Raw genomic sequence first — 11,924 nt, 5'->3', positions numbered from 1 at the left:
CCTACCGCATCGGAATGGACGCATAGCTCAGTTGGTAGAGCAGCTGACTCTTAATCAGCGGGTCCTTGGTTCGAGCCCAAGTGCGTCCACCATATTCATAGTAAAAGCAATTAGTTACACAGAGCGCAATGCGCTCAGAAACTGCTTACGGTTTTTTTCGTAGGCAGATCGTAAATTGTAGCGCGGTGCGCGTTTGTTCACTTCATGCGTTCCACATTGGGCGCGACGCACCTTGTATAGGAGGCGATTGAACACAGGAGCAGCGAGTGAAGACCATCGACCACATCAACACCTTTAGCTTTGCCGGCCACGATGAAATGCGCGGCGACGACAGCAGGCCAGGTGTCCGATTGAGACAGGGGGTCGAAAGCGGTTGGATCACCCCGCCCCGATCCTGATTGCAAGCGCGGCGAGCGTCACCAACAAGACCGGGACAGTCAGGGTTGCACCCAGCTTGAAATAATAGCCCCAGCCGATGCGAATGCCCTTTTGTCCAAGGACGTGCAGCCAGAGCAGCGTCGCAAGCGACCCGATCGGCGTGATTTTCGGGCCAAGGTCGCAGCCAATCACATTGGCGTAGATCATGGCTTCCTTGACCGCCCCCGTGGCGTGGGTGGCATCGATCGACAGCGCGCCCACCAGCACGGTCGGCATATTGTTCATCACCGACGATAGCAACGCAGCGATGATCCCGGCGCCGAACGCCGCGCCCCAAACGCCGCCTTGCGCCGTGCGATCGAGCAGGCTGGCGAGATGATCGATCAGCCCCGCATTTCGCAGTCCATAGACGACCAGATACATGCCGAGTGAGAAAATCACGACCTGCCACGGCGCTCCGCGCAAAACCTTGCGTGTTTCGATTGCATGACCCCGCGCGGCGATGACGAGCAGCAGAGCCGCACCGGCAGCGGCGACGGCGCTGACCGGCACGCCGACAGGTTCGAGCAGGAAGAAGCCCGCCAGCAGCAGGGCAAGAACGACCCAGCCTCCCCTGAAGGTAGCGGAATCGCGGATGGCCTCGCCAGGCGCGCGGAGATGGGCCACATCATAGCTGGCCGGTATCTCGCGCCGGAAGAACAGCAGCAGCACGATCAATGTCGCCGCGATCGACGCCAGATCGACCGGCACCATTACCGAGGCATAGTCGGCAAAACCGATCCCGAAAAAGTCAGCCGACACGATGTTGACGAGGTTGGAGACGATCAGCGGCAGGCTGGCGGTATCGGCGATGAACCCTGCTGCCATGACGAACGCCAGCGTCGCCTTGTCGCGGTATCCCAGCGCGCGCAGCATGGCGATGACGATCGGCGTCAGGATCAGAGCGGCTCCATCATTGGCGAACAACGCCGACACGGCTGCACCCAGAAGCACGATCAGGACGAACAGCCTGTGGCCATGGCCCCGGCCCCAGCGGGCGACATGCAACGCCGCCCATTCAAAGAACCCGGCTTCGTCCAGCAACAGGCTGACGATGATGATCGCCACGAATGTCGCCGTCGCATTCCAGACGATGCTCCACACCACCGGAATGTCGGAGAAAGACACCACCCCGACAAGCAGCGCGACGGCCGCGCCACCCAGGGCGCTCCAACCGATGCCAAGCCCCCTGGGTTGCCATATGACGAGCGCAATCGTGGCGACGAAGATGGAGAGCGCGAGAATCATGAAGCGATGCGCTGACCGGATGCGTCCACCACCTTGTCGCCATCTTCCTTGGTGAACGCACCTAGTTGAGTATCGGGCAGCAGATCAAGGACGGCTTCGGAGGGGCGGCACAGCTTTACCCCTAGCGGCGAAACGACCAGTGGACGGTTGATGAGGATGGGATGAGCCATCATGGCGTCGAACAGCGCTTCGTCGGCCATCGATGTGTCACCTAAGCCCAATTCGGCGTAGGGGGCGCCTTTCTCGCGCAGCAGATCGCGGGGCGTAATATCTGCCCGATCGACAAGCTGGACGAGCAGCGCGCGCGATGGCGGCGTCTTCAAATATTCGACAACGTGCGGCTCGATGCCCGCATTGCGGATCATGGCAAGCGTATTGCGCGACGTGCCGCATTCAGGATTATGGTAGATGATGATGTCCAGGGTCATGGGGCTTCTCCCGCCTTGCCGCTGGCGCCTTCGCCTTGGCCGATTTCCTTGAGTTTACGGCGGGTGGCCATTTCATCGAGGCTGGTCAGCGGCAGCGCCAGAAACAGGGCGATACGGTTCTGGAGATAGCGCAACGCCTGAAGAAAGGCGTCCCGCTGGCCCTCCCCTTCGATTGCCGCTGGATCTTCGATACCCCAATGCGCGGTCATTGGATGGCCGATCCACACGGGGCATGTCTCGCCTGCGGCATTGTCGCATACGGTAAAGATGAAATCGAAACTGGGGGCGTCGGGGGTGGCGAATTCGTCCCAGCTTTTGGACCGCATGTCGGCGGTGTCAAAGCTAAGGTTGTTCAGCACCGAAAGCGCCATCGGATGGACTTGGCCCTTTGGCTGACTTCCGGCGCTGTAAGCCTTGAAACGACCTTCGCCCAGCTTGTTCATTATCGCCTCGCCCAGGATCGAGCGTGCGCTGTTTCCCGTGCACAGGAACAGGACGTTATAGATTTTATCGGTCACACTCCGGCTCCCTCAGGACTGGCACTGCAAGTGATGGCGGATAGAAGGTCGGCGCAGGCGTTCGGGTCGCCCCGGCAGCAATCGGCCATGAGGAAGTTGAGAAGCGTATGAATCCCGGCATAATCGGCGGCATAATGAATGAGGCGGCTTGTCCGCCACGACATTACGAGACCAGCCTGTTCCAGTTTCGCCAGATGATGCGACATGGTGGAGGGTGGAACGTCCATTGCCTCAGCGACGGCGCCGGCGATCATACCATCAGGACCAGTCTGCATCAGCAGCCTGAATACCGACAGTCTTGTATCCTGTGCGAGCGCGGCGAGCGCCCCTACAGCCTTGGTTTGCTCCATCATCCATCCTCGCTTCGATGACGGTCGAATTATGGCGTCAATCACCCAGCGTCAATTATATTTCTACAATTGCAAAAATATCGAATTGCTGTCGCGTTGATGCGTTAAACCGGATAGATCGGGCGAAGGACGGAGGCGGCGCGCTCTCGCTGGCCGATATGCCCCGTGCCGGATCACTCAGTTGGGAAGCCGGGAGAAGCACCGTGGCGGCAATGTCCGCCGCGCGCTGGCGCGCATGATTGCGCTGGATGAGGCGGTCAAGGCCGCTCTCGGCTGACCGATCGTCGGATATGTTCATACTGGTTAGGCCGATCACCGCCATATCTTCGCGTTCATTGGCGGGCCTGTTCGCCCGCCGCACATAGATGGCCCTGAAGCCGATATGCAGCCATGAAGGCGTCGAGGGATGCGCCATTTGCAGCCTGAGCCGATACCCTGCCAGTCTCTTCAATTGACGCTTGCCACCATCGCATATCGCCTCTATCAATATCCGACGTTTAATCGGATTGCAATTTGATGCAGCCTTCCACTTATCGCGCCGACTTTGTTCAGGTCATGCGACATATGACCGGCACCGTGGCCATCGTCGCGCGCGCGCAGCGCGATGACAGGACCGGCCTGGCCACGATCGCCGATGACGCATCGACCGCAGACCCGCTCATACTCCTGGCCTGCGTCAACCGCACGGCGTGCGCCGATGCATTGATCGTGCAGATGGCCGTCTTTAGCGTGAATGTCGTAACTGCCAGCGTTGCCAAAATCGTCGCCTTATGTTCCGCCCACCACCGCTGCGGCGTTCAAATGCCTTGGAAGCCGAATAAGTCTACGAGACGTGATTAAGCAATATCCGAAATATTATCGGATATAAGCAGATATGATATGAGATTGAGAGGCTTTTTGCATGATAGACAAGATCAGTCCGTCCCTGCGACAGGCGGTCGCCGATCTCCATGATGGTGCATCCATCATGATCAGCGGCTTTGGCGACGCCGGCGCACCCCATGAACTGATGGAGGCCGTGATCGCACATGGCGCGAGCGACCTGACGATCATCAGCAATAATGCCGGCGCTGGCGAGAGCGGCATCGCTGCGCTCATCAAGGCCAATCGCGTGCGCAAGGTCATCTGCTCCTTCCCGCGACAGGCAGCGTCCCACCATTTTGATGCGCGTTATCGCGCGGGCGAAGTTGAACTGGAACTGGTGCCGCAGGGCAATCTGGCCGCGCGCATCCAGGCTGCGGGATCCGGGCTGGGCGCGATCTTCACGCCGACCGGCTATGGCACGCTGTTGGCGCAGGGCAAGGAAACGCGCGAGATCGACGGGCGCAACTATGTGCTGGAATATCCCATCCATGCCGATTTCGCCTTGATAAAAGCGCGCGCGGGCGATCGCTGGGGCAATCTGGTCTATCGCAAGGTGGCGCGCAATTTCGGTCCAATCATGGCGATGGCGGCCAAGACCACGATCGCTCAGGTAGCGGAGGTCGTGGAACTAGGCGCGCTCGATCCCGAAACGGTCGTGACGCCCGGCATCTTCGTCAATCGGGTGGTGCAGGTCGCCCCGCTATCCGTCGCGGCTGCGGCATGAAGGAGACAAGCATCATGCAGCGGATGAACCGTGAAGAAATGGCCGCGCGGGTGGCGCGGGACATTCCCGAAGGCGCCTATGTCAATCTGGGCATCGGCCTGCCCACAATGGTGGCCAATTTCCTGCCGCAGGAGCGCGACATATTCCTGCAAAGCGAAAACGGCCTGCTGGGCATGGGACCGGCGCCGGCCGAGGAGGATGTCGACTGGGAACTGATCAACGCGGGCAAGCAGCCGGTGACGCTGCTGGCGGGCGGCTCCTTCTTCCACCATGGCGATTCATTTTCGATGATGCGCGGCGGGCACATCGACATTTGCGTGCTGGGCGCATTTCAGGTGTCGGTCAACGGCGACCTGGCCAATTGGCATACCGGCGCGCCCGATGCCATTCCCGCCGTGGGTGGGGCGATGGACCTGGCGGTGGGCGCCAAGCAGGTGTTCGTGATGATGGACCTGATGACCAAACGCGGGCAGAGCAAGCTGGTGGCGCAGTGCAGCTATCCGCTGACCGGCCTGTCATGCGTATCGCGCGTCTATACCGATGTGGCGGTGTTCGACGTCGGCCCGGCAGGCGCGCATGTCGTCGAAATGGTGCCGGGCATGACGATCGACCAGTTGCGCGACATGACCGGGGTGGACCTGCAACTGGCGCTGGAAGGCGTTTGAGCGGGGAGAGCATCATGCGCGTCAGTCATGTTTTCGGCGCCTTCACGCTGGACGTGCAGGACAATGGCGTGGGGTTGCTCACCTTCTCCCGCCCGCCCGTCAACGCCGTGTCTCTCTCCGTCTATGAGGAGATAGGCCGCTTTGCCGATCATGTCGCGGCTGACCGGACGATCCGCGTCATCGTCATCACCGCGCCAGACGATGCGCGCGCCTGGTGCGGAGGGGCGGACCTGCATGAATTCAAGGGGATGACGGCCGAAAAGCGCAAGGAACGCTATCAGTTCATCAACGCGCAACTGCCCCGGTTCCACCATATCGACCGACCGATGATCGCCGCGATCCGGGGCGCGACGGTGGGCGTGGGCGTGATGCTGGCCGGGATGTGCGACCTGCGCATCGCGGCGGAGGATGCACGCTTTGCCTGCCCCGAAGTGGATTATGGACTGGTGGGCGGTAGCGCAGGGCTGTTCGCCAGCCTGCGGATGCCCGAAGCCAAGGTCCGCGAAATGCTGTATACCGGGCGCACCTTTACCGCGCGGGAGCTGGAATCGACCGGCTTCTTCAACTATGTCGTCCCCGCACCTGCGGTGCTGCCGATCGCGATGGACCTGGCCAACCAGATGGCGCGCAAGAGCATGTCGACTCTGCGCGCACGCAAGCTGGCGTCACTGACCTGGGAAGGGTCCGAATGGATGGACGCCTATCTGGAAGCGCAGGAGGTATCGTCGGCGCTGGTGGAAAATCCTGAAAGCGAGGCGGCGGTGCTGGCCGCGCTCGAACGGGGCCGGCGGCGTACGCAGCGCTGAACGCGCCATTGTGACATGCTTTGCCGTTTGTGGCAGGGTCGCGCTCCGACGGTCGCACCCTGCGCACCGGGGCTACGCCGTCAGGCCAATGGTTGCAGACCCAGTTTCGCAAACAGCGCCGTGTCTGCATCGCCACCATTATTGCCGGTCGTCAGCAGACGATCGCCCGTGAAGATGGAATTGGCGCCGGCCATGAAGCAAAGCGCCTGCCCTGCTTCACTCATGCTTTCGCGACCGGCCGACAGGCGCACGACGCTGCGCGGCATGATGATCCGCGCCGCCGCGACGGTGCGCACAAATTCGATCTCATCAATCCGCGCCAGCGGCGTGTCGGCCAGCATGTCGCCCAACACTGTGCCGGGAATGGGCACCAGCGCGTTCAGCGGCACGCTGTCGGGCGGTTCGGGCAGGGTGGCGAGCGCGTGAAGAAAACCGATGCGATCATCGCGGGTTTCGCCCATCCCCAATATGCCACCGCAGCACACCGCCATGCCCGCCCGGCGCACATGGTCCAGCGTATCGAGCCGGTCCTGAAAGCTGCGCGTGGTGATGACATTGGCATAATATTCGGGACTGGTGTCGATATTATGATTGTAATAGTCGAGACCGGCCTGTGCCAGCGCGTCAGCCTGATCGCTGTTCAACATGCCCAGCGTCATGCAGGTTTCCAGGCCGAGCGCCTTCACCTGCCGCACCATGTCGAGCAGCGCGGGCATGTCGCGCGCCTTGGGTTCGCGCCAGGCCGCCCCCATGCAGAAACGGCTGGAACCGTCCGCCTTCGCCTGTCGCGCGGCAGCGACCACCGTGTCGGCGTCGATCAGCTTTTGCGCCTTTACCCCGCTCTTGGCGAAGGCGGACTGGCTGCAATAGCCGCAATCTTCCGCGCAGCCCCCCGTCTTGATGGACAGCAAGGTGGACAGTTGAACCGCGTTGCGGGGATGGTGCCGGATATGCACAGCCTGGGCACGCGCCACCAGATCGAGGAATGGCAGATCGAACAGCGCGGCAATGGATTCGCGCGATATGTCGGACAGGACAGGGTCAGGCACGGATCGCGCAGACGCGGCGTCGAACGGAGACAGATGGTTCATGTGCCGCTCCATTGCGGGTCGCGCTTCTCGAAGAAGGCGCTGGTGCCTTCCCGCTTGTCGGCGGTGCCGAACAGGGCGGAAAAAGCCTGACGTTCCAGCAGAAGATGCGCGGACTGGTGCGTTTCGAAGGTCGCGCGGACCATCGCCTTGCCCTGCTGCATCGCCAGCGGCGCGCGCGCGGCGATGCGGGTGGCGAGTTCAGTCGCGACGGACAATGCCTGCCCGTCTTCGACCATCTGCGCGATCAGGCCCGCTTGTAGCGCTTCGGCGGCGGACAGCGGATCGCCCAGCAGCACCATCCGCATCGCCCGGCTGCGCCCGACCAGCCGGGGCAGGATTGCCGTCCCTCCGGCCCCCGGTATGATACCCAGATTGGTTTCGGGCTGGCCGAATTTCGCGCTTTCCCCCGCCACGACCAGATCGCAGCACATCACCAGTTCATTCCCGGCGCCCAGCGACCAGCCTTCCACCGCCGCGATCAGCGGCTTGGCAAAGCCGCGGATCCGTGTCCAGATCGCCGGGCGGGGATCGGCGAGCGCGCCGCCGGTGTCGCGGGACGCCAGTTCGGCTATGTCCGCGCCGGCCGCAAAGAAACGGTCCGCGCCGGTGATGACCACCGCGCGGATCGCGGGATCGCCGGCAGCAGCGTCCAGCGCATCGGCGATCCGGCCGAGCAGGTCGGTGGCCAGCGCGTTGCGCTTTTCGGGCCGGTTGAGGCGCAGGAGCAGGATGTGAGCGGCCAGCGGTTCGACCAGCAAGATATTCTGCGCTTCGCTCATGCGCGGTTCCTTAGATAATGGGATGGCCGGTAGAGTGCCTCGCCAGTACCATCCGCAATGCCATCGAGCAGGCGGACAAGCGCCCCGCGTCCGTAGCGGTCGGCCCAGGCGAACGGCCCATAGGGATAGTTGGCGCCATAACGCAGCGCCGCGTCGACGCCCTGTTCGTCGGCCACCTGTTCCAGCACGGCGTCGGCGGCGGCGTTGGCGAGTTGCGCCAGCGTCCGTGCGACGATCATGCCCGGTCGGTCGGCGATTTCGACGCCAGCGCGCGATTGCGCCGCAAGCAGGCCGAGCGCGTCGGGCCGGGCGCTTTGGTCGGAGAGGGTGAAGCCGACCGGGCCGGTGGCGTCCACCGGGGACCAGTCGAACAGGATGACCGGCGCACCCATGCTGTCGCTTTCCTGCCGCGCGGTCCGCCCCTGGGTCATGCCGACGAACAGTCCGCCACAGCGGGTGAAGGTGCCGGGCGCGGCATCCCTGAGCGCCTGCGCCGCCTGGCGATGCGCATCGGCAATCATGGCGTCGGGCACCTGCGGATCGGCGGCCTTCTGCGCGCCGTCGCGATAGTCATAGACCCCCCGGCCCGTCTTGCGCCCGTACCAGCCGGCATCGACCAGCGCCGCTTGGCGCAGTTGCGGCACGAAGCGGGTGCGCCCGAAATAGGAATCGAACACTGAACGAGCGACAGCGAAGTTTACGTCCTGGCCGATCAGGTCGGTCAGTTCCAGCGGTCCCATGCGGAAGCCCGCCGCGCGGAACAGGGCGTCGATGGCCGGAGCGTCCGCCGCGCCCTCGTTCAGCGCGGTGAAGGCCTCGCCATAGAAGGGGCGCGCCACGCGATTGACGATGAAGCCCGGCACGTCGGCGACGGGGATGGCGACCTTGCCCCAGCTTTCCGCCGTCGCCACGATCCGCGCGGCCACTGCCGGGTCGGTCGCCGCGCCGGAAATCACCTCGACCAGCTTCATGACTGTGGCGGGATTGAAGAAGTGCATTCCCACGAACCGTTCGGGCTGCTTCAACCCCCGCGCCAGCCGGGAGATCGGGAGCGAAGACGTGTTGGTGGCGATGATCGCGTCCGGGGCGACGATCGTTTCGATCCGTTCGAACAACTGTTCCTTGATGCCCGCATCCTCGATGATCGCTTCGATCACCAGTTCGCGGTCGGCCAGCGCGTCGAGCGTCGACACCCATTGCATCCGGTCGCCGATCGCCCGCGCATCGTCCGCCGTCAGCTTGCCGCGCGCGGCCAGCTTGTCCAGGTCCGCGCGCGTGCGCCTTTCGCTCGTTTCTAGCGCCTGCGCGTTCACGTCGAAGATGAGGACCGATGCGCCCGCCTGCGCCGCAACCTGGGCGATGCCCGATCCCATTGCACCTGCGCCGCAAACCGCGACTTTTCCAACAGGGGCGACCATCACGCCAAGCCCGCGATCGACAGCAGGGGAGCGCCATATTCCAGCAACGCGCCCGGCGCCGCGTCCACCCGGACGATCGTGCCCGAAACCGGCGCGGCTATGTCCTCCTGCTCGTCCAGCACACGCACGGTCGCGACGGTCTGACCAACGGTTACTTGCGTACCGGCGGCAAGCGCCTGTTCCAGCGTCGCGACATGGGGAGCGGAAACCAGCGTTTCGGGACCGGCCTGCGGTGTCGGGATGACAACGGCATCGGGCAGCGCAGCAACCCGCATCGGGTTGGCGCAGCCTCCGTCGCGCGCCAGGAAAATCTCCGTATCGCCCGACGCGACATGCAATTGCTGCCAGCCATGCGTCAGCAGCGTGTCGAGCAGCGCGCGGGCGTCGTCGATCGCCGCGATTGCCGGATTCTTACCCGCCGTCATGCCGCTTTCTTTCCATAGCCGGGGAGGAGGGTCTGTTCGAGCCAGCGGGTGTGGATGCGGTTTTCGATAAAATCGGGGTGGGCGATGATCGCGCGGTGAAGCGGCAGCGTGGTCGGTACGCCTTCGACCACGAAATTGTCGATCGCGTCGGCCAGCCGGGCGATCGCGTCCGCCCGGTCGCGCCCATGGACGATCAGCTTGCCCACCATGCTGTCGTAAAAGGGCGGGATCATCGCGCCGGCGGACATATGGCTGTCCAGCCGGATGCCCTGTCCCTGCGGCGGTTCCCAGCGGGTGATACGGCCGGGGCTGGGCAGGAAGTCGCGCGCCGCATCCTCCGCATTGATGCGACATTCTATGGCGTGGCCGCTGATCTCGACGTCCTGCTGGCTGACGGACAGGCCCGCGCCGCCCGCGATACGGATCTGTTCCTGCACCAGGTCGAAGCCGGTGATCGCTTCGGACACCGGATGTTCCACCTGGATGCGGGCGTTGACTTCGATGAAGTAGAATTCCTGCCGCTGGACGTCGAACAGAAATTCGGCGGTTCCGGCATTGCGATAATGGACGCTGGCGGCCAGCGCGACGGCGGATTCATGCAATTGGCGGCGCAGATGATCGGGCATCGCGGCGCAGGGCGCTTCCTCGATCAATTTCTGGTAGCGGCGCTGGACCGAACAGTCGCGCTCGCCAAAATGCAGCACATTGCCCCTGCCATCGCCCATCAACTGCACCTCGACATGGCGCGCTTCGGGCACGAAGCGTTCCATGAACAGAGTGCCGTCGCCAAAGGCGGCGACCGCCTCCGCGCTGGCCTTGTGAAAACCGGCCTCCGCCTCGTCGCCATTATGGGCGATCACCATGCCGCGCCCGCCGCCGCCTGCCGATGCCTTGAGCAATACAGGATAGCCGATCCGGTCCCCTTCCCGCCGCGCATCGGCGGCGGAGGCAACACATTCGCTGCCCGGCACCAGCGGCACGCCAGCCGCCCCCGCCATCGCGCGCGCGCGCAATTTGTCGCCCAGCGCGTCGATGACGTCGGGTTCCGGCCCGACGAAGGCGATGCCATGCTGCGCGCACAGGCGCGGCAGGATGGCGCGTTCGGACAGGAAACCATAGCCCGGATGCAGGCCGTCGCAGCCGCTTTCCCTAGCGGCATGGACGATCAGACGCGGGTCGAGATAGGATTTGGCGGCGGCGGCCGGGCCGAGCACGATCGACCGGTCGGCCACCCGCGCGGCAGCACTGTCGCGGTCGGCATCCGACACGGCGACCACCGTTTCGATATTGAGCGCCTGCGCCGCGCGGACGATGCGCAGCGCGATTTCGCCCCGGTTCGCCACGAATAATCTGTTGATCGGCATCAGTCCCTCACCAGCGCAAACAGGGGTTGGCCGCCCTCGACCATGGCGCCGTCTTCTACCAGCACGGCATGGACCGTCCCCGACGCGCCCGCGCGGACGGCGGTGAAGAGCTTCATCACCTCGATCAGGCATAGTTCATCGCCGGCCTGCACTGTCGATCCGACCTCGACATAATTGGCGGCGCCGGGCTTGGGCGCGCGGTAGAAGGTGCCCAGGTTCGGCGCCTTGATGATGACGGCGTCGTCGGGCAGCGACGATATGGGCGCAGGAGGCGCCACGATCGGTCTGGAAGGCGCGGCGGGCTGGGCGATCGGCACAGATGCCGGCGCAGCGACGGGCGTCGCCGCCTGCGGACGCGCAGCCGAAGCGTCGGTCGATAGATAGAGTTCGAAATCCGGCTTGCGGATATGCAATTCTCTTATTCCCGACCGCGAAAACTCGTCGAGCAACTGTTTCAGCGCATCAGGAAAATCATGTCCGGTCATCGGCACCTTCCGAAAAAGAAGAGCGCTGCGACCGGATCGGCCGCCGCGCCCAGCAGGAGCGTTTAATATTTGCAGGAAAGCGAGAGACGATGAACGGTCGGCTTGCCGCGATAGCGAACAAGCATGTCGAGACAGGTCGAAAAGGCGGTCACATAGGATTGGTTCGTGACATCACGCCCATAGATGCTCGCGCGCCCGCGCCTGCCGCTGCCGTTCACGCCGCACGCGGAAACACATGGCGATCGGCCTTCAATTCTGGAAAGGTATAGGGAAATAAAGGGATAATGACCCATCTTCCTCTCCTTCATTCTGCGCCATCCGGCTCAGCGATCTGATCTCTTA

The 11,924-nt window shown here is 63.5% G+C and carries 17 protein-coding genes and 1 tRNA gene; 6 read left to right on the top strand and 12 right to left on the bottom strand.

What is annotated here, in order from left to right; all coding sequences use genetic code 11:
* The first annotated feature begins 16 nt into the window (after nucleotides 1–16).
* Both V473_RS05825 and V473_RS24515 read left to right on the top strand, forming a co-directional pair.
* Nucleotides 17–92, top strand: a tRNA-Lys gene (locus V473_RS05825).
* Nucleotides 93–266: 174 nt separating this feature from the next.
* Nucleotides 267–398 (top strand): hypothetical protein, encoded by a 132-nt coding sequence (locus tag V473_RS24515; RefSeq protein ID WP_269076426.1) that lies wholly within the window; start codon nucleotides 267–269, stop codon nucleotides 396–398.
* Here V473_RS24515 and V473_RS05820 read toward each other — a convergent pair.
* Genes V473_RS05820 through V473_RS24290 form a run of 5 tightly spaced genes read right to left on the bottom strand, consistent with a single transcriptional unit; the run spans nucleotide 379 to nucleotide 3,283 of the window.
* Nucleotides 379–1,665 (bottom strand): arsenic transporter, encoded by a 1,287-nt coding sequence (locus V473_RS05820; RefSeq protein WP_066601433.1) that lies wholly within the window; start codon nucleotides 1,663–1,665, stop codon nucleotides 379–381. The two genes, V473_RS24515 and V473_RS05820, sit on opposite strands and share 20 nt — an antisense overlap.
* Nucleotides 1,662–2,093: an arsenate reductase (glutaredoxin) gene (gene arsC / locus V473_RS05815; protein ID WP_066601432.1), complete on the bottom strand. Its 432-nt coding sequence runs from the start codon at nucleotides 2,091–2,093 to the stop codon at nucleotides 1,662–1,664. The genes V473_RS05820 and arsC overlap by 4 nt, the downstream gene beginning before the upstream one ends.
* Entirely contained in the window at nucleotides 2,090–2,611 is a 522-nt protein-coding gene (locus tag V473_RS05810) for an arsenate reductase ArsC (protein WP_066601431.1), read from the bottom strand. The genes arsC and V473_RS05810 overlap by 4 nt, the downstream gene beginning before the upstream one ends.
* Nucleotides 2,608–2,964, bottom strand: a complete 357-nt coding sequence (locus V473_RS05805; protein ID WP_330219411.1) for an ArsR/SmtB family transcription factor — start codon at nucleotides 2,962–2,964, stop codon at nucleotides 2,608–2,610. Before V473_RS05805 ends, V473_RS05810 begins: the two co-directional genes overlap by 4 nt.
* A gap of 52 nt (nucleotides 2,965–3,016) precedes the next feature.
* The gene (locus V473_RS24290) at nucleotides 3,017–3,283 is read right to left on the bottom strand and encodes a hypothetical protein (protein WP_148648330.1); all 267 of its coding nucleotides are present in this window, start codon (nucleotides 3,281–3,283) and stop codon (nucleotides 3,017–3,019) included.
* A 191-nt stretch (nucleotides 3,284–3,474) separates the two neighbouring features.
* On the opposite strand from V473_RS24290, the gene V473_RS05795 reads away from it, so the two are divergent.
* The 4 genes from V473_RS05795 to V473_RS05780 all read left to right on the top strand — a co-directional run bounded on the left by V473_RS05795 (nucleotide 3,475) and on the right by V473_RS05780 (nucleotide 6,020).
* Nucleotides 3,475–3,801, top strand: coding sequence for a PNPOx family protein (locus V473_RS05795; protein WP_148648329.1), 327 nt, complete (start codon nucleotides 3,475–3,477; stop codon nucleotides 3,799–3,801).
* A gap of 61 nt (nucleotides 3,802–3,862) precedes the next feature.
* Complete coding sequence (locus V473_RS05790; protein ID WP_066601425.1) at nucleotides 3,863–4,549, top strand: 3-oxoacid CoA-transferase subunit A; 687 nt, start codon at nucleotides 3,863–3,865, stop codon at nucleotides 4,547–4,549.
* A gap of 14 nt (nucleotides 4,550–4,563) precedes the next feature.
* Entirely contained in the window at nucleotides 4,564–5,214 is a 651-nt protein-coding gene (locus V473_RS05785; protein ID WP_066605148.1) for a 3-oxoacid CoA-transferase subunit B, read from the top strand.
* 14 nt (nucleotides 5,215–5,228) lie between these two features.
* A complete protein-coding gene (locus V473_RS05780; protein ID WP_066601424.1) occupies nucleotides 5,229–6,020 on the top strand; it encodes an enoyl-CoA hydratase/isomerase family protein in 792 nt (263 codons plus the stop codon).
* Nucleotides 6,021–6,100: 80 nt separating this feature from the next.
* Here V473_RS05780 and bioB read toward each other — a convergent pair whose 3' ends face one another.
* The 7 genes from bioB to V473_RS23460 form a co-directional block, all read right to left on the bottom strand.
* The gene (gene bioB, locus V473_RS05775) at nucleotides 6,101–7,111 is read right to left on the bottom strand and encodes a biotin synthase BioB (RefSeq protein WP_066601423.1); all 1,011 of its coding nucleotides are present in this window, start codon (nucleotides 7,109–7,111) and stop codon (nucleotides 6,101–6,103) included.
* Entirely contained in the window at nucleotides 7,108–7,890 is a 783-nt protein-coding gene (locus tag V473_RS05770; protein ID WP_066601421.1) for an enoyl-CoA hydratase-related protein, read from the bottom strand. Before V473_RS05770 ends, bioB begins: the two co-directional genes overlap by 4 nt.
* Nucleotides 7,887–9,308: a 3-hydroxyacyl-CoA dehydrogenase NAD-binding domain-containing protein gene (locus tag V473_RS05765; RefSeq protein ID WP_066601419.1), complete on the bottom strand. Its 1,422-nt coding sequence runs from the start codon at nucleotides 9,306–9,308 to the stop codon at nucleotides 7,887–7,889. Before V473_RS05765 ends, V473_RS05770 begins: the two co-directional genes overlap by 4 nt.
* Nucleotides 9,308–9,733 carry a biotin/lipoyl-containing protein gene (locus tag V473_RS05760; RefSeq protein WP_066601415.1) on the bottom strand — a complete coding sequence of 142 codons (426 nt, stop codon included), beginning with the start codon at nucleotides 9,731–9,733 and terminating at the stop codon, nucleotides 9,308–9,310. Before V473_RS05760 ends, V473_RS05765 begins: the two co-directional genes overlap by 1 nt.
* A complete protein-coding gene (locus V473_RS05755) occupies nucleotides 9,730–11,097 on the bottom strand; it encodes an acetyl-CoA carboxylase biotin carboxylase subunit (protein ID WP_066601412.1) in 1,368 nt (455 codons plus the stop codon). The genes V473_RS05760 and V473_RS05755 overlap by 4 nt, the downstream gene beginning before the upstream one ends.
* Nucleotides 11,097–11,582, bottom strand: a complete 486-nt coding sequence (gene accB / locus V473_RS05750) for an acetyl-CoA carboxylase biotin carboxyl carrier protein (protein ID WP_066601411.1) — start codon at nucleotides 11,580–11,582, stop codon at nucleotides 11,097–11,099. Before accB ends, V473_RS05755 begins: the two co-directional genes overlap by 1 nt.
* Before the next feature lie 62 nt (nucleotides 11,583–11,644).
* Nucleotides 11,645–11,875 (bottom strand): hypothetical protein, encoded by a 231-nt coding sequence (locus V473_RS23460; protein WP_129926534.1) that lies wholly within the window; start codon nucleotides 11,873–11,875, stop codon nucleotides 11,645–11,647.
* Nucleotides 11,876–11,924 lie beyond the last annotated feature (49 nt).

The sequence above is a fragment of the Sphingobium cupriresistens LL01 genome (assembly GCF_001046645.1).
Lineage (GTDB): Bacteria > Pseudomonadota > Alphaproteobacteria > Sphingomonadales > Sphingomonadaceae > Sphingobium > Sphingobium cupriresistens.
The sequence above is the reverse complement of the archived record's forward strand: the minus strand, read 5'-3'. Positions and strand labels throughout refer to the sequence as shown.

What these genes read in the sequence shown, in the direction of transcription:
- V473_RS05820 (WP_066601433.1), bottom strand. Translation starts at nt 1,665, where the DNA reads ATGATTCTCGCGCTCTCCATCTTCGTCGCCACGATTGCGCTCGTCATA.
- arsC (WP_066601432.1), bottom strand. Translation starts at nt 2,093, where the DNA reads ATGACCCTGGACATCATCATCTACCATAATCCTGAATGCGGCACGTCG.
- V473_RS05805 (WP_330219411.1), bottom strand. Translation starts at nt 2,964, where the DNA reads ATGATGGAGCAAACCAAGGCTGTAGGGGCGCTCGCCGCGCTCGCACAG.
- V473_RS24290 (WP_148648330.1), bottom strand. Translation starts at nt 3,283, where the DNA reads ATGGCGGTGATCGGCCTAACCAGTATGAACATATCCGACGATCGGTCA.
- V473_RS05790 (WP_066601425.1), top strand. Translation starts at nt 3,863, where the DNA reads ATGATAGACAAGATCAGTCCGTCCCTGCGACAGGCGGTCGCCGATCTC.
- V473_RS05785 (WP_066605148.1), top strand. Translation starts at nt 4,564, where the DNA reads ATGCAGCGGATGAACCGTGAAGAAATGGCCGCGCGGGTGGCGCGGGAC.
- V473_RS05780 (WP_066601424.1), top strand. Translation starts at nt 5,229, where the DNA reads ATGCGCGTCAGTCATGTTTTCGGCGCCTTCACGCTGGACGTGCAGGAC.
- bioB (WP_066601423.1), bottom strand. Translation starts at nt 7,111, where the DNA reads ATGAACCATCTGTCTCCGTTCGACGCCGCGTCTGCGCGATCCGTGCCT.
- V473_RS05770 (WP_066601421.1), bottom strand. Translation starts at nt 7,890, where the DNA reads ATGAGCGAAGCGCAGAATATCTTGCTGGTCGAACCGCTGGCCGCTCAC.
- V473_RS05765 (WP_066601419.1), bottom strand. Translation starts at nt 9,308, where the DNA reads ATGGTCGCCCCTGTTGGAAAAGTCGCGGTTTGCGGCGCAGGTGCAATG.
- V473_RS05760 (WP_066601415.1), bottom strand. Translation starts at nt 9,733, where the DNA reads ATGACGGCGGGTAAGAATCCGGCAATCGCGGCGATCGACGACGCCCGC.
- V473_RS05755 (WP_066601412.1), bottom strand. Translation starts at nt 11,097, where the DNA reads ATGCCGATCAACAGATTATTCGTGGCGAACCGGGGCGAAATCGCGCTG.
- accB (WP_066601411.1), bottom strand. Translation starts at nt 11,582, where the DNA reads ATGACCGGACATGATTTTCCTGATGCGCTGAAACAGTTGCTCGACGAG.
- V473_RS23460 (WP_129926534.1), bottom strand. Translation starts at nt 11,875, where the DNA reads ATGGGTCATTATCCCTTTATTTCCCTATACCTTTCCAGAATTGAAGGC.